The sequence below is a fragment of the Pseudomonas sp. ACN5 genome (assembly GCF_002303975.1).
GTDB classification, from domain to species: domain Bacteria; phylum Pseudomonadota; class Gammaproteobacteria; order Pseudomonadales; family Pseudomonadaceae; genus Aquipseudomonas; species Aquipseudomonas laurylsulfatiphila.
In genome coordinates this window covers 73,070-90,375 of record NZ_MRCP01000008.1, presented here as the reverse complement: position 1 = coordinate 90,375, position 17,306 = coordinate 73,070, and the positions used below count along the sequence as shown (strand labels likewise).

The 17,306-nt window shown below is 60.4% G+C and carries 17 protein-coding genes and 1 pseudogene; 8 read left to right on the top strand and 10 right to left on the bottom strand.

Translation table 11 applies throughout. From position 1 onward, the window contains the following. Positions 1-111: 111 nt before the first annotated feature. A pseudogene (locus BSF40_RS16380) lies at positions 112-351 on the bottom strand (YebG family protein); the annotation flags it as partial. A 276-nt stretch (positions 352-627) separates the two neighbouring features. On the opposite strand from BSF40_RS16380, the gene BSF40_RS16375 reads away from it, so the two are divergent. Next, positions 628-1,128 (top strand): phosphate-starvation-inducible protein PsiE, encoded by a 501-nt coding sequence (locus tag BSF40_RS16375; protein ID WP_015093539.1) that lies wholly within the window; start codon positions 628-630, stop codon positions 1,126-1,128. On the opposite strand, the gene BSF40_RS16370 is transcribed toward BSF40_RS16375, so the two are convergent. Both BSF40_RS16370 and BSF40_RS16365 read right to left on the bottom strand, forming a co-directional pair. Further along, entirely contained in the window at positions 1,125-1,442 is a 318-nt protein-coding gene (locus BSF40_RS16370; RefSeq protein ID WP_095965850.1) for a DUF3509 domain-containing protein, read from the bottom strand. The genes BSF40_RS16375 and BSF40_RS16370 overlap by 4 nt on opposite strands. Positions 1,443-1,753: 311 nt before the next feature. Then, positions 1,754-3,130 carry an L-serine ammonia-lyase gene (locus tag BSF40_RS16365; protein ID WP_095965849.1) on the bottom strand — a complete coding sequence of 459 codons (1,377 nt, stop codon included), beginning with the start codon at positions 3,128-3,130 and terminating at the stop codon, positions 1,754-1,756. Positions 3,131-3,265: 135 nt separating this feature from the next. On the opposite strand from BSF40_RS16365, the gene BSF40_RS16360 reads away from it, so the two are divergent. The 5 genes from BSF40_RS16360 to BSF40_RS16340 all read left to right on the top strand — a co-directional run bounded on the left by BSF40_RS16360 (position 3,266) and on the right by BSF40_RS16340 (position 9,297). Then, complete coding sequence (locus BSF40_RS16360; RefSeq protein WP_007970343.1) at positions 3,266-4,213, top strand: LysR substrate-binding domain-containing protein; 948 nt, start codon at positions 3,266-3,268, stop codon at positions 4,211-4,213. Positions 4,214-4,427: 214 nt separating this feature from the next. Further along, positions 4,428-4,835, top strand: coding sequence for an HPF/RaiA family ribosome-associated protein (locus BSF40_RS16355; protein WP_007970346.1), 408 nt, complete (start codon positions 4,428-4,430; stop codon positions 4,833-4,835). Positions 4,836-5,070: 235 nt separating this feature from the next. Further along, the gene (locus tag BSF40_RS16350; RefSeq protein ID WP_095965848.1) at positions 5,071-5,643 is read left to right on the top strand and encodes an RNA polymerase sigma factor; all 573 of its coding nucleotides are present in this window, start codon (positions 5,071-5,073) and stop codon (positions 5,641-5,643) included. After that, the gene (locus BSF40_RS16345; RefSeq protein WP_095965847.1) at positions 5,640-6,629 is read left to right on the top strand and encodes a FecR family protein; all 990 of its coding nucleotides are present in this window, start codon (positions 5,640-5,642) and stop codon (positions 6,627-6,629) included. Before BSF40_RS16350 ends, BSF40_RS16345 begins: the two co-directional genes overlap by 4 nt. A gap of 238 nt (positions 6,630-6,867) precedes the next feature. After that, entirely contained in the window at positions 6,868-9,297 is a 2,430-nt protein-coding gene (locus BSF40_RS16340) for a TonB-dependent receptor (protein ID WP_095965846.1), read from the top strand. Between the two features lie 156 nt (positions 9,298-9,453). Here the strand turns inward: BSF40_RS16340 and BSF40_RS16335 are convergent, their stop codons facing one another. Continuing rightward, positions 9,454-10,329, bottom strand: a complete 876-nt coding sequence (locus BSF40_RS16335) for a helix-turn-helix domain-containing protein (protein ID WP_095965845.1) — start codon at positions 10,327-10,329, stop codon at positions 9,454-9,456. Between the two features lie 151 nt (positions 10,330-10,480). Between BSF40_RS16335 and BSF40_RS16330 the strand changes: the two genes are divergently transcribed. After that, positions 10,481-11,383, top strand: coding sequence for a DMT family transporter (locus tag BSF40_RS16330; RefSeq protein WP_095965844.1), 903 nt, complete (start codon positions 10,481-10,483; stop codon positions 11,381-11,383). A 6-nt stretch (positions 11,384-11,389) separates the two neighbouring features. Here the strand turns inward: BSF40_RS16330 and BSF40_RS16325 are convergent, their stop codons facing one another. Together BSF40_RS16325 and BSF40_RS16320 are read right to left on the bottom strand one after the other, a co-directional pair. Next, entirely contained in the window at positions 11,390-11,899 is a 510-nt protein-coding gene (locus BSF40_RS16325) for a DUF2165 family protein (protein WP_095965843.1), read from the bottom strand. Positions 11,900-12,092: 193 nt separating this feature from the next. Further along, entirely contained in the window at positions 12,093-13,067 is a 975-nt protein-coding gene (locus BSF40_RS16320) for a D-glycerate dehydrogenase (RefSeq protein WP_095965842.1), read from the bottom strand. Between the two features lie 213 nt (positions 13,068-13,280). Between BSF40_RS16320 and BSF40_RS16315 the strand changes: the two genes are divergently transcribed. After that, positions 13,281-13,538 (top strand): hypothetical protein, encoded by a 258-nt coding sequence (locus BSF40_RS16315; RefSeq protein WP_095965841.1) that lies wholly within the window; start codon positions 13,281-13,283, stop codon positions 13,536-13,538. Between the two features lie 93 nt (positions 13,539-13,631). Here the strand turns inward: BSF40_RS16315 and BSF40_RS16310 are convergent, their stop codons facing one another. The 4 genes from BSF40_RS16310 to norR all read right to left on the bottom strand — a co-directional run bounded on the left by BSF40_RS16310 (position 13,632) and on the right by norR (position 17,260). After that, entirely contained in the window at positions 13,632-13,958 is a 327-nt protein-coding gene (locus BSF40_RS16310) for a hypothetical protein (RefSeq protein ID WP_095965840.1), read from the bottom strand. Positions 13,959-14,133: 175 nt separating this feature from the next. Beyond that, positions 14,134-14,592, bottom strand: a complete 459-nt coding sequence (locus tag BSF40_RS16305; protein ID WP_015093552.1) for an N-acetyltransferase — start codon at positions 14,590-14,592, stop codon at positions 14,134-14,136. A 27-nt stretch (positions 14,593-14,619) separates the two neighbouring features. Next, positions 14,620-15,522, bottom strand: a complete 903-nt coding sequence (locus tag BSF40_RS16300; RefSeq protein ID WP_095965839.1) for a chemotaxis protein CheV — start codon at positions 15,520-15,522, stop codon at positions 14,620-14,622. Positions 15,523-15,709: 187 nt separating this feature from the next. Beyond that, the gene (gene norR / locus BSF40_RS16295; protein WP_095965838.1) at positions 15,710-17,260 is read right to left on the bottom strand and encodes a nitric oxide reductase transcriptional regulator NorR; all 1,551 of its coding nucleotides are present in this window, start codon (positions 17,258-17,260) and stop codon (positions 15,710-15,712) included. Positions 17,261-17,306: the final 46 nt, after the last annotated feature.

Below are 17,306 nucleotides of genomic sequence, written 5' to 3'. Positions count from 1 at the left end.
TTACTTGGCGGCTTTGGGGGCCTTGGCAGGCTTGGCCGGGGTGATCGGCTCAGCGGCTTCAACCACCTCAGGCGCTACAACCGGTTCCACGACTTCAACAGGTGCCGCAAGCAGTTCGGACAGGGCGTCCGGCTGGCTCTTGAACGCCTTGGCGAACACATCGCGATTCTTCGCCATGTAGATCCCGGCTTCTTCCACTTGCTGCTCGGTCAGGGACGGAACGGCTTTTTGCAACACTTCAGCCAGCAACTCGGCCAGTTCGAGCATTTTGTCATGACGGTCAGCTTCGGCTTTATCCATGAACAAGCGCTCCAGATCTCGGCTGCTGCGGTATACCACTTCGACGGCCATTCACCACCTCACATGCCTTCACATTGGTTGTCGGTTTCGACTACTGTATCTATATACAGCGAAAGGATAAGCGAAACCCTGTCGTTTGGGTAGTGGCTTTTTAATGTAGTCCGGTTTCGGCATTTGTCAGGCGAGGCCCTGCACAGGTGCGACCAAACGCCACGGCGCGCAATCCGGGACGCCTCGCCATCATGGGCTGGCCTTTTTTCTGCATACAGAAAAACCGTCACGTCCAACCCGCATCATCCGGTCGAACCGACCTAAGGAAGCATCATCGTGAAAATCAACTGGGCCGAGAAACTGCGGCAGAGCGTGCATGAACTGGCCGAGTCCCTGGGCAATCTGTTCGTCGAGACCTTTCATTACCTGGCGCTGTTCGCCATCGGTGCGGTGACCGCGTGGGCGGCGGTGATGGAGTTTCTCGGGATGATCGAAGAGGGGCACATCAAGATCGATGACATCCTGCTGCTGTTCATCTACCTGGAACTGGGGGCGATGGTCGGGATTTACTTCAAGACCAACCACATGCCCGTGCGCTTCCTGATCTACGTGGCGATTACCGCGCTGACGCGACTGCTGATTTCCAACGTATCGCACCACAACCCGCCGGACCTGGGGATCATTTACCTGTGCGGCGGGATCCTGCTGTTGGCGTTTGCGATTCTGGTGGTGCGTTACGCTTCGTCGCAATTTCCCTCGGTGAAGATTGAAAATCCGCATCGCAAGACCGGCGCGGGCTCCAGTGAACATCCAGAGGTCGAGAAGGGCGAAATCTAGAGCCCGAGCGTGGGGCGCAGCCGCCCTTTGACGGGAGGGGGCGGCAAGTTCCGTCCGCTGCCGGTGGTCATGGCTTCGAGGATGGCCACGGCGCTGTGGCCCTGTTCGATGGCAATGCCGAATTGAATGCTTTGAACCAATCGCTTGAGGCGTTGGGGGTCATTGCGTTGTTCGGCGCTGATCATGCGTTTGGCCACTACGCGCCCACTGTTGGAAAGGGTCAGCATGATGCTGCCGTCCAGGCCCTGAATGCTCAGGTTGATCTGGTAATCCGCTGCAAAGGCATCGGTAATGAGCTGGAAAGGGTTGTCCATGATGCGTCACCGCCTGATTGAACGTGCAGTTGTTGACCGGCCGATATCGGGATTAGTTCGCAACACCAGACCATCGGCCATCTCGCCATCATTGTTCCAATAGGGAAGTAGCAAGGCCCATGCCGGAAAAATTGTCGGACAAAGAACAGGTTCTGCAGGAGCGAGCTTGCTCGCGATGGTCGTCAACGATAACGCGTAAACCCAGACACCCCATGGTGCGTTTTGGTTTTTCGCGAGCAAGCTCGCTCCTACAGGGGGCCGCGTTTTCTGCACGTTTCAGGGCAATAACGGCGGGCGTGCAACCAAAACGGTCAGCACTCCACCCAGTTCACCGCCAGTCCGCCCCGTGACGTCTCCTTGTACTTGTCGTGCATGTCGGCTCCGGTGTCGCGCATGGTGCGGATCACCCGGTCCAGGGAAATGAAGTGCTTGCCGTCACCGCGCAGGGCCATTTGTGTGGCGTTGATGGCTTTCACGGCGGCGATTGCGTTGCGTTCGATGCACGGCACTTGCACCAGACCGCCAACCGGGTCGCAGGTGAGGCCGAGGTTGTGTTCCAGGCCGATTTCGGCGGCGTTTTCCAACTGTTCCGGGCTTGCGCCCAGCACCTCTGCCAACCCCGCGGCGGCCATGGCGCAGGCAGAGCCGACTTCGCCCTGGCAGCCGACTTCGGCCCCGGAGATCGATGCGTTTTTCTTGCACAGGATGCCAACGGCGGCTGCGCCCAGGAAGAACGCGACCACGTCGTCGTCAGACGCATCGGCATTGAATTTCATGTAGTAATGCAGCACCGCCGGGATGATGCCCGCTGCGCCGTTGGTCGGCGCCGTGACCATGCGCCCGCCTGCCGCGTTTTCTTCGTTCACGGCAAGGGCGTACAGGTTGACCCATTCCATCGCTGACAAGGTGGAGGTGATGACATTCGGCTTGCCGATTTCCTGCAGGCTGCGATGCAGTTTTGCCGCTCGGCGTGGAACATTCAGACCGCCGGGCAGGATGCCTTCGTGACGCAAGCCCTGCTCGACGCATTCGCGCATCACCGACCAGATATGCAACAGGCCCTCGCGGATCTCGGTATCACCACGCCACGCCCGCTCGTTGGCCATCATCAGTTCACTGACCCGCAGCCCGTGCTCGTTGCACAGCCTGAGCAATTCGGCGGCGCTGGAGAAATCGTAAGGCAGCACCACATCTCCGGCCGGTGCGATCCCGGACTCGGCTTCGGCGGCTTCGATGATGAAACCGCCGCCCACCGAGTAATAGGTTTGCTCGAACAGTTCGCCGGTTTCACCGAAAGCCGTCATGGACATGGCATTGGGGTGGTAGGGCAGGCTTTCGTCACGCAGCAGGAGATCGTGTTGCCAGTCGAAGGCAATGTCCGCAACGCCTGCCAGACGCAATTTGCCGGTTTCGCGCAGGGTGTGAATACGGCTGTCGATGGTGGTGGGATCGATGCTGTCGGGCCATTCGCCCATCAGGCCCATGACGCAGGCGCGGTCCGTCGCATGACCGACGCCGGTCGCCGACAGGGAACCGTAAAGGCGAATCTCCACGCGTCGCACGTCCGTCAGAAAACCCTGTTCGAGCAGTTGTTGAGCGAAGGTCGCGGCGGCGCGCATCGGACCGACGGTATGGGAACTGGACGGGCCGATGCCAACTTTGAAGAGATCGAAAACACTGATAGCCATGCTAAAGCCTGTACAAGCAATGGAAGAGGAATCGCCGCCATTTTTGTAGGACAAGCGCTATGTCGGCGATACTGCCCGCCAAGGTCCTACGTGACCAACGAAATTTCCTAAGACATCCTTTAGCAGGACTAAACGATGAGCCGTCAATTACATGCCCAGACCTATGTCTGGCTGAACGTGTTTGCCTGTGCCGCGCGGCACCTGTCGTTCACCCGTTGCGCCGAAGAACTGCACATCACACCGGGAGCCGTCAGCCAGCAGATCCGCCAGCTGGAAGAACGCCTGGGCTTTCGCTTGTTTCACCGCCGTGCCCGTGGCGTGGAACTGAGCGCTGAGGGCCAGCGCCTGGCCATTACCGTCAACGAGGCTTTTGGCAGTATTGACGCGGAATTGCGACGACTGGATGCGGGCATGATCAGCGGGATTCTGCGGGTGCGTTCGATTCCGTCGTTCCTGAGCAAATGGCTGACGCCGCGCCTGCCGCGTTTGCAGCAGCGTTTTCCGGACATCCAGTTGCGCCTGGTGGCCGAGGACAGCAGCGTGCCGTTGCATGAAGGTGACTTCGATCTGGCGATCGACCTGAACGATGGCAGCTACCCGGGCCTGTTATCCACAGCCTTGCTCGATGAGCAGATTTTTCCGGTGTGCGCGCCGAGCCTGTTGCGGGGGCGTCCGCCGCTGCACGGTCCGGCAGACCTGATGCACTTTCCCTTGCTGCACGACATCACTGCCTGGCGCGGCAGCTACGAATATGCGGAATGGGAGTTTTACCTCAACGCCATCGGCTTCGAAGGGGCGGATGTGCGGCGCGGGCATACCTTCAATCGCAATCACCTGACCATCGAAGCGGCCATCGCCGGGATGGGCGTGGCAATTGCCCGACGAACCTTGCTCAATGATGAGCTGGAACGCGGGGCGTTGATCGTGCCGTTTGGCCTGGCGGTGCCCAATCACAAGCGCTACATGCTGCTTTACGCACCGGGGGCATTGAGCCATCCGGGTGTGCGCGCGGTGCACGATTGGTTGGTGGAGGAGGCGGGGGTTTTTCGCAGTCTGCATCCGTTGGGGGAGCAGCAAATGTGAGCAATTGTTACGCAAGAGCAGGGCGACCCAACTCCCGACCTTAACAGCGCTTTTACCGGTTGTCCGGCTTTTTTTGCGATTGAACATTTATCTTTTTTTAGGGGTTGAATTGTTCAGCGTACAGACCGATTGTGTAACCAAGAGGTCACGGTGATGACGCCCAAGGGCTTAGCTGACCGGCCTCTCGCGAGCTAGCTGAAATAAGGGATGAACTATGCAAATCCAAGTCAATAGCGATAACCATATTCAAGGCAGTAAACGACTGGAGGAGTGGGTACGTACGACCATTGAGAGCACGCTCGAACGCTACGAAGAGGACCTGACACGCGTCGAGGTTCACCTGCGGGACGAGAACGGCGACAAGCCGGGTCCCCACGACATGCGCTGCCAGCTGGAGGCGCGGCCAAAAGGCCATCAACCGGTTTCCGTCACCCATAAAGCCTCCACCATGGAGCAGGCGATCGACGGAGCAGCCACCAAACTTGAACATGCGCTGGAGCATATGTTCGGCAAATTACGCGGCAAACGAGCAAATGTGGTGCCCATCGAGAGTGGCGCCCATGCCGACCAGCTGCTGGAAGAAGAGTTTCTGGAAAACGAACAGGCGGCGCTTAACGGCTGACACCTGATTCACTTTTTACCTTCCCATGAGAACGGGCCTGCATTGCAGGCCCGTTCTCGTTTCGGTGGCTTTTGGATTCCATGGTCATTGGCATGGGCTGTAGTGAATCAACGGGCGAGATAGAGGGCTGCACCCGATCTTTTTGCATATGAGAATATTTATCATTAATATTGCGGCCTTGCCGGGCCCCTGACGCTGTCGTGGCCTCCCCGGTTTCCAGGTCGAAACATGAACGATGATGACTCTCCCACCCGACCCCCACGATATCGAGCGTGATCAACCGCGCGGCGACCGTGCACATTTTCTCCAGGTGTTTCTCTCCCAGCGTTCGCAAATGGAAGCGCTGGTGAGTCGGCGTGTCGGTTGCAAGGCGACGGCAGCGGACCTGGTTCAGGATTTGTTCCTGCGGTTCTGGCGGCGGCCGCTGGTGCAAGTCGAGGAGCTCAGTACCTACCTGTTGCGCTGCGCCGGCAACATCGCCATCGATCATTTGCGCAGTGAAGGCACGCGGGTGCGGGCCAGCGAAGGCATGCTGGTGGATTCACCGGACAGCCATGGCAGCGGACCGCAAGCGGCGCTGGAGGCGGGCAACGATCTGCGTCACGTCGAAGCCGCATTGCGCGCGTTACCGCAGCGCACGCGGCAGATCTTTCTGCTCAATCGCATTCACGGCCGTAAATACGCCGAGATCGCCAAGGCCATGGGCTTGTCCCAAAGTGCCGTGGAAAAACATATGATGCGCGCCCTCGAAGCCTGCAAGGCCAGCCTTCGGGAACCCGAACCGCGTACGCCAGGGAAAGCACCGTGAACCACTTCGAACGCGTCACCCCGACGCCCGCTCAGGAGCAGCAAGCGCTGGCCTGGCTGAGTCTGTTGCATGACCAGCCCGGCAGTGCTGATCAGGCGACTTTCAGTCATTGGTTGCAGGCCGATCCCGCTCATGCCGAGGCCTATGCCCGGGCGCAGGTCTTGTGGGAGCTGAGCGAAGGGCCGGCGCGCACGCTCGCCGATGAAGATGCCCTGGCCTTGCAGAGGTATCTCAACGCCATGGACAAGCCTCGGCGCAGCACGGTCGGGCGTTGGTCCGGTTCGCTGGCGATGGCGGCGTGTCTGCTGCTGATGGTCAGTCTCGGTACAGGCTGGCAGCCCTCGCGCTGGATCGATGACCTGGGTGCGGACTTCGTCTCGGCACCGGGGGAAATCCGCACCGTCACCCTGGCTGATCAGTCACAGGTGACACTGGATGCCGACAGTGCCATCGCCGTGGATTTCAGTCGCGGCGAGCGGCATGTGCAACTGCGCCGCGGCGCCGGGTTTTTCAGCGTTACTCACACCGGTGAGCCGTTTGTGGTGGACGCCGAGAAAGGCCAGGCACGGGTGCTGGGCACGCAGTTCGAAGTCCGCTTGCAACCTCGGGGAGCGCAGGTCACGGTGTTGTCCGGGCGAGTCGGGGTGACGGCGGACCAGGATGCCGAACAGCAAATCCTCACCGCCGGCCAGCAAGTCGCCTACGGCGAAGGCTCGGCGCAAAATCTCCACGCGGTGGACAGCGAGGCGCAGTTGGCCTGGCGCCAGGGCTGGCTCAATTACTACAAGGCGACGCTGGCCGATGTGGTGCGGGATCTGGGGCGCTATTACCCGGGACGGATTGTGTTGCTCAACGATGAACTGGCGGCACGCCGGGTCAGTGGCAGCTTCCCGAGCAGGAATCCGCAGGCGGTGTTGAGTTCGTTGCAGGGGGTGTTGGGGTTTGAGCAGCATCAGGTGTTGGGGCATCTGATTATTTTGCGTTGAAGCTGGCGGCCCCTTCGCGGGCAAGCCCGCTCCCACAGGTACTGAGTCGGTCACACGATTAGGGCAACACACAACCCTGTGGGAGCGGGCTTGCCCGCGAAGGGGCCAGTTCAAACACCACATCACCCGGAATAAAAATATTTTCACATTGTGATGAGGTAAACCCGATCGCCATCCGTGTAGTGACTGAAACTGCGAGTCATTCGCATCCGTTGCGGTTCTACACAGGTCATGAGTCATGAAGTCCAGGGCAAAATCGGGTTCGGTCAAACAATGGTTGGGTGTGTCTGCGTTGAGCTTTTCGGCATCGGCGTTGTTGCCGCTTGGCCTGGCGCTGGCGGCAGAGACGGGCAGCAGTCAACCGCGTGCGCAGTTCAGTTTCTCGCTGGCCGCCAAACCGCTGCCCCAGGCACTGAGTGATTTCAGCCGGGTAACCGGCATCAGCGTCGTTTATACCGATGAAGCGCCGTACGGCCTCAATGCACCGGCGGTCAATGGACAGATGAGTGCCGAACAGGCCCTGCAACGTCTGCTCACCGGCTCGGGATTGACGTTCCGCCGCACCGACGGCCATACCATGGCCCTGGAGCCGCAGCCGACTGAGGGGGCGTTGACACTGGGTGCGACCACCATCACCTCGGTGATGGATGAGTCCATGAGCTACCAGCCGCCACCGACCTCTTCGGTGATGCGCTCTTCGGCCCCGATTCAGGACATCCCGCAGACCATCAACGTCGTCCCGGCCCAGGTGATCCGCGATCAGGCACCGCGCTATCTCGATGACGCCCTGGCCAACGTCAGCGGAATCACCCAGGCCAACACCCTGGGCAGCACCCAGGACTCGGTGATGGTTCGCGGTTTTGGGGACAACCGTAACGGCTCGATCATGCGCGACGGCATGCCGATCGTGCAGGGCCGCGGTCTCAACGCCAGCGTGGACCGGGTCGAAGTGCTCAAGGGCCCGGCCTCGTTGCTCTACGGCATCCAGGATCCGGGCGGCGTGGTCAACATGGTCAGCAAGAAGCCCGAACTTGAGCAGTACAACGCGCTGACTGCGCGCGGTTCGAGCTATGACGACGGCAAGAACGGCAGCGGCGGCACTCTCGACAGCACCGGCGCCCTCGGCAATTCCGGGCTGGCCTACCGCATGGTGCTGGACTACGAAGACGAAGATTACTGGCGCAACTTCGGCGTGCATCGCGAAAGCCTGATTGCGCCGTCGCTGGCCTGGTACGGCGAAAGCACCCAGCTGCTGTTCGCCTATGAGCACCGCGAATTCCTCACGCCGTTCGACCGCGGTACGCTGATCGACCCGCGGACCAACCACCCGCTGGACATCTCGCGCAACGAGCGTCTCGACGAGCCGTTCAACAACATGGAAGGGCGTTCGGACCTCTATCACTTCGAGGCCGATCACGAACTCAACGACAACTGGAAAGCCCATTTCGGCTATAGCTGGAACCGCGAAACCTACGACGCCAGCCAGGTGCGAGTGACCGCCATCGACACAAAAAAGGGCACCCTGACCCGCAACATGGACGGCACGCAGAACGCGATCAGCACCGACCGATTCACCACCGCCAGCCTCGAAGGCAATGTGAATGTGCTCGGTATGCAGCACGACCTGCTGTTCGGCATCGATGACGAGTACCGCAAGATCTACCGCGAAGACCTGATCCGCCAGAAAAGCCTGACCACGTTCAGTTATGTCAATCCGGTCTATGGTCGGGAAGTGGCGGGCACCACCGTCAGTGCGCCCGACAGTGCGCAGACCGATGAACTGCGCAGCGATTCGGCCTTCCTGCAGGATTCCATCCACCTCAACGAGCAATGGATTCTGGTGGCCGGCGCGCGTTTCCAGGTTTATGACCAGTACGCCGGCAAAGGCGTGCCGTTCCACGCCAACACCGACAGCAACGGGCAGCAATGGGTGCCGCGCGCGGGCCTTGTGTACAAGTACACCGATGCCTTGTCGTTCTACGGCAGCTACACCGAATCGTTCAAACCCAACTCGACAATCGCGCCGTTGAGCGGCAGCAGTACCGTGCTTGACGGCGGCATCGCGCCGGAAGAAGCCAAGTCCTGGGAGTTGGGTGCCAAGCTTGATCTGCCGGGCCGCGTCACCGGCAACATCGCGCTGTTCGACATCAAGAAGCGCAATGTGCTGGTGGCCAACGCCGAAGGCCCGACCACGATCTACAGCGCCGCTGGCGAAGTGCGCTCCCGTGGCCTGGAAGTGGACTTGAGCGGTCAGCTCACCGATCGCTGGAGCATGATCGGCAGCTACGCCTATACCGATGCCGAAGTCACCGAAGACCCGGTTTACAAGGGTAATCAACTGCAAAACGTGGCGAAGAACAGCGGTTCGTTGTCGGCGGTCTATGACTTCGGCAGCGTCATTGGCGCTGATCAACTGCGGGTCGGCGCCGGGGCGCGTTATGTGGGTGAGCGCGCGGGCAACGCGGTGAACGATTTCGACCTGCCGAGCTACACCGTGGCCGATGCGTTCGCCACCTACGACACCCGGCTCGACGGGCAGAGGGTCAAGTTTCAGCTCAACGTGAAGAACCTGTTCGACCGCACCTACTACACCTCGGCGGCGAGCCGGTTCTTTGTTTCCATGGGGGATTCGCGGCAGGTGACGTTGTCGAGCACCTTGGAGTTCTGACGACAGACCGCGTCATCGTTCATCGTCGGAACGCCGCCCGGAGCAAGCTCGCTCCCACAGGTTCAGAGGTTGCCTCAAAATCTGAGAGCAGCGCCAATTCCTGTGGGAGCGGGCTTGCCCGCGAAGACGGTAATTGAGGCGCCGAAAATCCCGGGCCTAGCGCAAAAACGCCTGTCGATATTCACCGGGCGTTCCACCCAATGCCTGGCGAAAGCGGTTGGTGAAGTGGCTGGCACTGGAGAAGCCGCAAGCCAGCGCAATCTCCCCCAGTGGCTGCGCTGTCGTGCGCAGCAATTCCCGCGCCCGGTTCAGGCGCCGCGCCAGCAGGTACTGGTGGGGTGGCAAGCCGAAGCTTTCGCGGAACATCCGCGCGAAGTGGTACTCCGACAACGCGCACAACGCCGCCAACTGACCGAGGCTGATGGCCTCGTCCAGATGGCTGTCGATGTACTCCACCAGATGCCGGCGCTGATGCGCGGCCAATCCACCTTTAAGGCGCAGGCCTTGTCGGGCGTTGACCTGGCTGAGCAGGGCATGGCTGAGCAGTTCGTGGGCCAGACTGCTGGTCAGCAGGCGCTCGCCCGGCTCGTCCCAGTTCAAACTGATCAATTGCCGAAAGCGCAGCGCCTGCTGCGGGTCATCGAGAAAGGTCTGCTCGCGCAGCTGCATTTCCCGTGGCTCGCGATCAAGCAGGGTGACGCAGCCGAGGGCAAATTGTTCGGGGCTGAAATACAGGTGTGCCAGGCGGATGTCGCCGTTGATCACCCAGCCTGACTGGTGGTCGGCGGGCAGGATGCACAGTTTGTCCGGGCCGCCCTTGTTGCCGGGCTGGTCGCGACGGAAGGTGCCGGTGCCGCCGGCTATGTAACAGGACAACGTGTGGTGGCTGGGCGCTTCGTATTCCTGGGCGTCGTGGTGATTGCTCCACAAGGCTGCAGACAAGCCGTCACCCAGCTCGGCGCTGTGCTCCAGACGAGCATTCGGCGAGCGGTTGAGGGCTTGAAAGACTTGTAGGGTATCCAGTGCAGCCATGATCGTTGCTCTCTAACACCTGCATCCAACGCCCTGCATCCTACTCCGTAGACGTGCGCCTGCCAGCCGGTCGCCAGACAAAAGCGCAAGTTTATGCAAGTGCGTCCAGGCGTGGCGCCGGACACTGGGCACCTATCGAGGAGCCTTTGTCATGAACCTTTCTTTGTACCTGCTGACCGTGCTGATCTGGGGCACCACCTGGATTGCCCTGAAATGGCAGCTGGGCGTGGTGGCGATTCCCGTGTCGATCGTCTATCGCTTCGGCCTCGCCGCGCTGGTGCTGTTCGTGATCCTGTTGCTCAGTCGGCGCCTGCAAGTGATGAACCGTCGCGGACACCTGATTTGCCTGGCTCAGGGCTTGTGCCTGTTCTGCGTCAACTTCATGTGCTTCCTCACCGCGAGCCAGTGGATCCCCAGCGGTCTGGTGGCCGTCGTGTTTTCCACCGCCACCTTGTGGAATGCCCTCAACGCGCGGGTGTTCTTCGGTCAGAGAATCGCCCGCAACGTGCTGATGGGCGGTGCGCTGGGCCTGCTTGGGCTGGGCCTTCTGTTCTGGCCGGAACTGGCCGGGCATACCGCCAGTCCGGAAACCTTGCTCGGCCTTGGTCTGGCCCTGTGCGGCACCTTGTGTTTCTCGGCGGGCAACATGCTCTCAAGCCTGCAACAGAAGGCCGGTCTCAAGCCGCTGACCACCAATGCCTGGGGCATGGCCTACGGGGCGGCGATGCTCTCGGTGTGGTGTCTGGTCAAAGGCATTCCCTTCGACCTGGAAATGAGCGCGCGTTATATCGGCTCACTGTTGTACCTGGTGATTCCCGGGTCGGTGATCGGTTTCACCGCCTACCTGACGCTGGTCGGCCGCATGGGGCCGGAACGTGCTGCCTACTGCACTGTGCTGTTCCCTGTGGTGGCGCTAAATGTCTCGGCGTTCGCCGAGGGTTACCAGTGGACCGCTCCGGCAATGGCGGGGCTGGTGATGGTCATGTTGGGTAATGTGCTGGTGTTTCGCAAGCCCAAGGCAAGTGCCAGTCCGGTGGCGGGAAAGCTGGCCTGAAACTATTCAGGAATCCTTTGCCGCCAACAGATAAATAATACCGAAGAACATGTATTGAATGTGGGTTTGTGCCCATTCAAAGGCGTTGGCCTGTTTGGAGTACTCTAAGTCAAACCATTCGTTCAGTATGATGATGTAGATGGTCTGATACGCAAAAATGGCTGTAATAAAGCCGCTTATTGCGAATTTTTTGGCTTCGTGGAACTCGCTGAGTGGTGCGTTGAGTTTACGGTAGAGTTGATAGACTCCAACTATGCAGCTGCATGTGAATATGGTCTCGAGTGTGATCAGTGTCCAGTAAAAGCGGTGGTGAAACAGGGTTGAGCTGATGGCGCGGTAACGGCGGGAATCATTGCCGGTGGTGTCGCTCATGCTGATGATTCGCCCGATATACTCGGCGTATGCAGTGTAGTCGGTAATATTGTTGAGAAGGGTCGTTATACCGAATAATGCCGCCATGAAGACAACTATTAATTTGCTCCGCCTTACCAGGCAGGCTGTGGTGAAATAGCTCATGCAGGATGCTCTCCGAATGTACGGTTGATGCGTTATTGTTTTTCGGAGTTTATAGGTGTTTAGATAGTGTTGGGGGGGGAGTGCTTTGCGAGTTGTGTCGCTTGTTGTATGGGTTGGGTGGTAAGTTATTTAAGGGGATGTTTTCCAGGCTTTATGTAGAGTGGCACGCCGATTATGACGTGCCATTGTTTAATCAGGCCTTCCACACCTGCGGATTGACCAGATCCTGTGGCCGTTCGCCCAACAGGGCACTGCGCAAGTTGGACAAGGCACGGTTGGCCATGGCATCGCGAGTCTCATGGGTGGCCGAGCCGATGTGCGGCAGGGTCACGGCGTTGTTCAGCTGGAACAGCGGTGACTCGGCCAGTGGTTCTTTTTCGTACACGTCCAGCCCGGCACCACGAATGCGCTTGTTTTGCAGGGCCTCGATCAGCGCCGGTTCATCCACCACCGGGCCACGAGAGATGTTCACCAGTATCGCGCTCGGCTTCATCAGCGCCAGTTCGCGATGACTGATCAGGTGCCTGGTTTTTTCGCTGAGCGGTACCACCAGGCAGACGAAATCAGCTTCGGCCAGCAACTGATCGAGGCTGCGAAACTGCGCGCCGAGTTCCTGTTCCAGCCCGGTCTTGCGACTGTTGCCGCTGTAGATGACCGGCATGTTGAACCCCAGGCGACCACGTCGGGCGATGGCCGCACCGATATTGCCCATGCCGACGATCCCCAGGGTCTTGCCATGCACATCGCAACCGAACAGCTGCGCACCGACAGTGGCCTGCCATTGCCCGGCTTTGGTCCAGGCATCCAGTTCGGCGACGCGACGCGCGCTGCTCATCAACAGCGCGAACGCCAGGTCGGCGGTGCTTTCGGTGAGCACGTCCGGTGTGTTGGTCAGCATGATTCCGCGTTCGTTGAAGTAGGCCAGGTCATAGTTGTCGTAGCCCACCGAGACGCTGGACACCACTTCCAGCCTGGCGGCGTTTTCCAGTTGGGCGCGGCCGAGTTTGCGCCCAACGCCGATCAGGCCGTGAGCGTGGGGCAGGGCTTCGTTGAACTGGGCGTTGATGTCGCCGTTTTTCGGATTCGGCACGATGACGTCGAAATCCTGTTGCAGGCGTTCGACCATTGCCGGAGTGACGCGGCTGAAGGCCAGGACAGTCTTTTTCATGAGAGGCGGGCTCGTCGGGCGGTGAAGAATGCTTAGCAAGCTACAAGTTTCAAGCGGCAAGCTGCAAGTTTAAAAGTCGCTCCCATCGTTTTTAACTTGAAGCTTGCCGTTTGAAGCTTGTCGCTGCCGTTCCGGTATACTGCCGCACTTCTTATACTGTGGCATGCGGCTCGCTCACCGGGCCCGACATTTCATGCATCACCCGGAGCTTTCATGACTTCCCCGAAACAACCGCCGGTCGCCGACGCCCAGAGCGACGTGCAGGCCGAGCTGCCAGTCAGCGTTGACTCCAGCACCGACAGCGAAGCCAAAGCCGAGATCCCGGCATTCAAGTTCCCGTTCAAGCCGGGCGAACTGGCGGCAGCCAAAGGCTCGAACCAGCCGTGGTACAAGAACGGCGCCAAGAACGGCCACACCAAGACGCCGGGCATGGCGCCGCCGGGGACTCGTCGGTCGATGGGTAAACGCTGAAATTTCCAGTGCCTGGCCTGCCGTCTTCGCGAGCTGGCCAATGCCGGTAGCACAAGTTATTGATCAAACTGCCCGTAACGAAATGTGCGCCACTCAATTGACCTTGGCGGCCGGGCGGATGGAGTCCCATTCGGTGACGTACGCGGTTTTGCTCTTTTTGTTGTAAAGGCACAGCTCGGCGCCTTGTGCACCTTTCATGTGTTTTTGCGGGTACTGGCCCTGGAGCAGGAGCGCGGTATAGCCAACCCGGTCATCGAACTGCGCGGCGTTGCCCACGGGTTTGGCGTCTTTCAGGCCGCTGGCCTTGGTGCAACTGGCGAGTACGGCCTTGTCGTAGGCGGCCCAGGCGTCGGGGCTGGAGGCGTAGGCCTGAGAGGTGAGGGCGGTGAGGCAGAGAAAAGTCAGGGTGGCTGCTTTCATGGTTCAGGCGTCCTTGGATGTACAATGGCCAAGGATGGAGTATGCCTGAAGGTTTTGAGGCGGTTTTGCCGGCCTCTTCGCGGGCAAGCCCGCTCCCACCGTGACCGAGTACGACCACAAATTCTGTGCATGACACATAACCCTGTGGGAGCAGCCCGCTCGCGATTGCGGCGTATCAGTCTGGAACCGGCTCCCGGCGAACGGCACGCATCCCGACACTTTCATACAATCGCCGCGCCCGGTGGTTGTCTTCCAGCACCTTCAAATCCACATATCCTTCGCGCCGTTGCTGGAACACCTTGAACGCCTGCAACAACAAGGCACGCCCCAATCCTCGGCCTTGGAACCGTGGATGCACTACCAGGTTCTTGATGTAAGCGCTGGTCCAGCACTGGCACACACCAACAATGCCTTCGGCATCCCGGGCGATGAAGCACAGCGCCGGGTCATATTCCGGGTCGCTTTCGAACTGCCATTGCCACATCTCCAGCGCTGCCACGCGACCGCCACCTTCGAGGTAACCGAACTCCATCAACCGGTGCACGGCTGCGCCGATTTCGGGATGGTATTCGCTCAGTTGCAGGCCGGCTGGCCAATCGGGTGACGGCACGACTTCAGTGAGGTCGCGCCGCATCAGCCAGCAAAAGTCCTCGGCCAAGGCTCAATATCCCTGTTCGGCGACAGCTTTGGCCGCAGCGATCAGGCACTGGGTCAATTCCGGCGAAGAGAACTTGGTCAGCACCGCGTTTGCCCCTGCCAGTCGTGCTTTCTCGGCGTTCATCGCACTGTCCAGCGACGTGTGCAGCAAGACATAAAGATGTGCGAAGTCCGGGGTTTCCCGCAGGGTGCGGGTGAAGGCGTAGCCGTCCATCTCGGACATTTCGATGTCCGAGACGATCAGGTTGATCTGCTGCGTGGTGCCTTGCAGATCCAGCAGGCAATCGATGGCTTCCTTGGCGCTGCGGGCGGTATGGCATTGCAGGCCAAGGTTGCGCAAGGTGTGCACCGATTGCTGCAAGGCGACCTGGCTGTCGTCGACCACCAGGATGCGCGCGTTGCCGAGCAGTTCGGCGTCTTCCATGCTCAGTTCGGTCGGCGCCATTTCGATTTGTGCCGGTGCGATGCCGTGGATGACCTTTTCGATGTCCAGTACCTGCACCAGGGTGCCATCGACCGACGTCACGCCGGTGATGTAGGCGCGCAAACCACCGGAGCCGAAGGGCGGCGGGCGGATGTCGGTGGTCAGGCAATGGACGATCTTGCTCACGGCCTGCACGTGCAGGCCCTGCTTGGAGCGGCTGACATCGGTGACGATCAGGCAGCCGCCGTTCGGGTCTTCCAGCGGACGCTCGCCAATGGCGCGGCTGAGGTCGATCACCGACAGCGATGCACCACGCAGGGTGGCGATGCCTTTGACGTGGGGGTGTGACTCCGGCAACCGGGTCAGCGGCGGGCAGGGAATGATCTCACTGACCTTGAGCAGGTTGATCGCCATCAGTTTGCCGCTGCGCAGGGTAAACAGCAGAAGCGAAAGTGAATCTGCGCGGGCTTTGGTGGAGGACATAGGAACCTTCTCTGGAAAAAGGTGACGGGCAATCGCGGAATCGCCCTGACTTCGATGCCGGGTTATCGACTTGTTTGCAGCAGGCTTTAACTATTGCGGCGAACAGTAAGACGCCATCGCGAGCAAGCTCGCTCCCACAGGGATTGTCGCTGCCTTTGTGAGAGCGAGCCTGCTCGCGAAGCGGCCATCACTTCATGCCGAGCCTTTTGGCCATCCGCCCCAGGTTCGCCCGATCCAAGCCTAGCTCACGGGCCGCGCTTGCCCAGTTGTTGTTGTGCCGTTCCAGGCAGGCACCGATCATTTGACGCTGATAACGCTCGGTGGCCTCACGCAAATCGCCGGTCGGCGCTTGGGTGACGGTGGCGACAGGTTGTTCTGCAGCGGTTTCAACGCTGGCGTTGGGCAAGTCCAGGTCGGCGGCGCTCAGGCTGAGAATCTTCGGCCGTTCCTTGCAGTTGCCCAGGGCTTTCAAGGCGCTGCGGCCGATCAAATGTTCAAGCTCGCGCACATTGCCGGGCCAGTCGTAGGCCAATAACGCGGCCTGGGCGTCACTGTTCAGGCGCAGGCTGTTGAGGCCCATCCGCGAGCGGTTCTGCTCGAGGAAGTAACCGCTGAGCAGCAGCACATCGCGCCCGCGATCGCGCAGGGCCGGCACCAGCAGCGGATAAACGCTGAGGCGATGGTAGAAGTCGGCACGGTAACGACCGCTGCGCACTTCCTCGGCGAGGTCGCGGTTGGTCGCCGCGATCAGGCGCACGTCGACCTGATGCTCCTGGTCCGAACCCAGTCGCTGCAATTGACCGCTCTGCAACACGCGCAACAGCTTGGCCTGCACGGTCAGCGACAACTCACCGACTTCATCGAGAAACAGCGTGCCGCCATTGGCCAGCTCGAACTTGCCGCGGCGGTCGTTCATCGCCCCGGTAAAGGCGCCGCGGACATGGCCGAACAACTCGCTTTCCACCAAGGTATCGGGCAATGCGGCGCAGTTGAGGCTGATGATCGGCTTGTCGGCGCGGGGCGAGGCAGCATGGATGGCCTGGGCCACCAACTCCTTGCCGACCCCGGTTTCGCCGGTGATCAGCACGGTCAGGTCGCTGCCACCGACCAGGTTGATTTCTTCCACCAGTCTTTTATGGGCTTTGCTCTGGCCAATCATCTCGCGATTCTGCTGGCCACTGGCCTGGCGGTAGACCTCGGCGCGTTGATGCTCATCTTCGACCCGGTTATTCAATCGCTCGATGCGCTCGGCGGCGTTGACCGTGGCGGCCGCGAGGCTGGCGAAGGCTTGCAGGGCATCCAGTTCGATCGGTTCGAAGCGCTCCGGATCGAGGGCGTCGAGGGTCAGCAGACCCCAGGGGCGCTCGTCGATGAACAAGGGGCAACCCATGCAGTCGTGGACTTCCAGATGATCATCCAGGCCATCGACCAGGCCGTCATAGGGGTCGGGCAAGTCGCTGTCGGCAGCGAAACGGGTCGGGCCGGGGCTGCCGAGCAGCGCTGCGAAGCGCGGGTGCTCACTGACCTTGAAGCGTCGACCGAGGGTGTCGGTACTCAAGCCGTCGACGGCCAGTGGCACCAGCCATTCACCATCGAGGCGCAGCAGGGCGGCGGCATCGCATGGGAGCAAGGCGCGCATGGCTTCCAGCAGGCGGCGATAACGCTCGCCCTCGGGCAGTTCGCGGGACAGGTCGGAGACCAGGGGCAGCAAAGCGGTGAGCAGTGGTTTTGCAGTCATAGTGACTCCGTGTAGTCGGTATGACTATAAATCAGGCAGTGTCGAA

Excerpts from the sequence above, each read along its gene's own strand:
- BSF40_RS16370 (WP_095965850.1), bottom strand. The coding sequence starts at position 1,442 with ATGGACAACCCTTTCCAGCTCATTACCGATGCCTTTGCAGCGGATTAC.
- BSF40_RS16365 (WP_095965849.1), bottom strand. The coding sequence starts at position 3,130 with ATGGCTATCAGTGTTTTCGATCTCTTCAAAGTTGGCATCGGCCCGTCC.
- BSF40_RS16360 (WP_007970343.1), top strand. The coding sequence starts at position 3,266 with ATGAGCCGTCAATTACATGCCCAGACCTATGTCTGGCTGAACGTGTTT.
- BSF40_RS16355 (WP_007970346.1), top strand. The coding sequence starts at position 4,428 with ATGCAAATCCAAGTCAATAGCGATAACCATATTCAAGGCAGTAAACGA.
- BSF40_RS16350 (WP_095965848.1), top strand. The coding sequence starts at position 5,071 with ATGATGACTCTCCCACCCGACCCCCACGATATCGAGCGTGATCAACCG.
- BSF40_RS16340 (WP_095965846.1), top strand. The coding sequence starts at position 6,868 with ATGAAGTCCAGGGCAAAATCGGGTTCGGTCAAACAATGGTTGGGTGTG.
- BSF40_RS16335 (WP_095965845.1), bottom strand. The coding sequence starts at position 10,329 with ATGGCTGCACTGGATACCCTACAAGTCTTTCAAGCCCTCAACCGCTCG.
- BSF40_RS16330 (WP_095965844.1), top strand. The coding sequence starts at position 10,481 with ATGAACCTTTCTTTGTACCTGCTGACCGTGCTGATCTGGGGCACCACC.
- BSF40_RS16325 (WP_095965843.1), bottom strand. The coding sequence starts at position 11,899 with ATGAGCTATTTCACCACAGCCTGCCTGGTAAGGCGGAGCAAATTAATA.
- BSF40_RS16320 (WP_095965842.1), bottom strand. The coding sequence starts at position 13,067 with ATGAAAAAGACTGTCCTGGCCTTCAGCCGCGTCACTCCGGCAATGGTC.
- BSF40_RS16315 (WP_095965841.1), top strand. The coding sequence starts at position 13,281 with ATGACTTCCCCGAAACAACCGCCGGTCGCCGACGCCCAGAGCGACGTG.
- BSF40_RS16310 (WP_095965840.1), bottom strand. The coding sequence starts at position 13,958 with ATGAAAGCAGCCACCCTGACTTTTCTCTGCCTCACCGCCCTCACCTCT.
- BSF40_RS16305 (WP_015093552.1), bottom strand. The coding sequence starts at position 14,592 with ATGCGGCGCGACCTCACTGAAGTCGTGCCGTCACCCGATTGGCCAGCC.
- BSF40_RS16300 (WP_095965839.1), bottom strand. The coding sequence starts at position 15,522 with ATGTCCTCCACCAAAGCCCGCGCAGATTCACTTTCGCTTCTGCTGTTT.
- norR (WP_095965838.1), bottom strand. The coding sequence starts at position 17,260 with ATGACTGCAAAACCACTGCTCACCGCTTTGCTGCCCCTGGTCTCCGAC.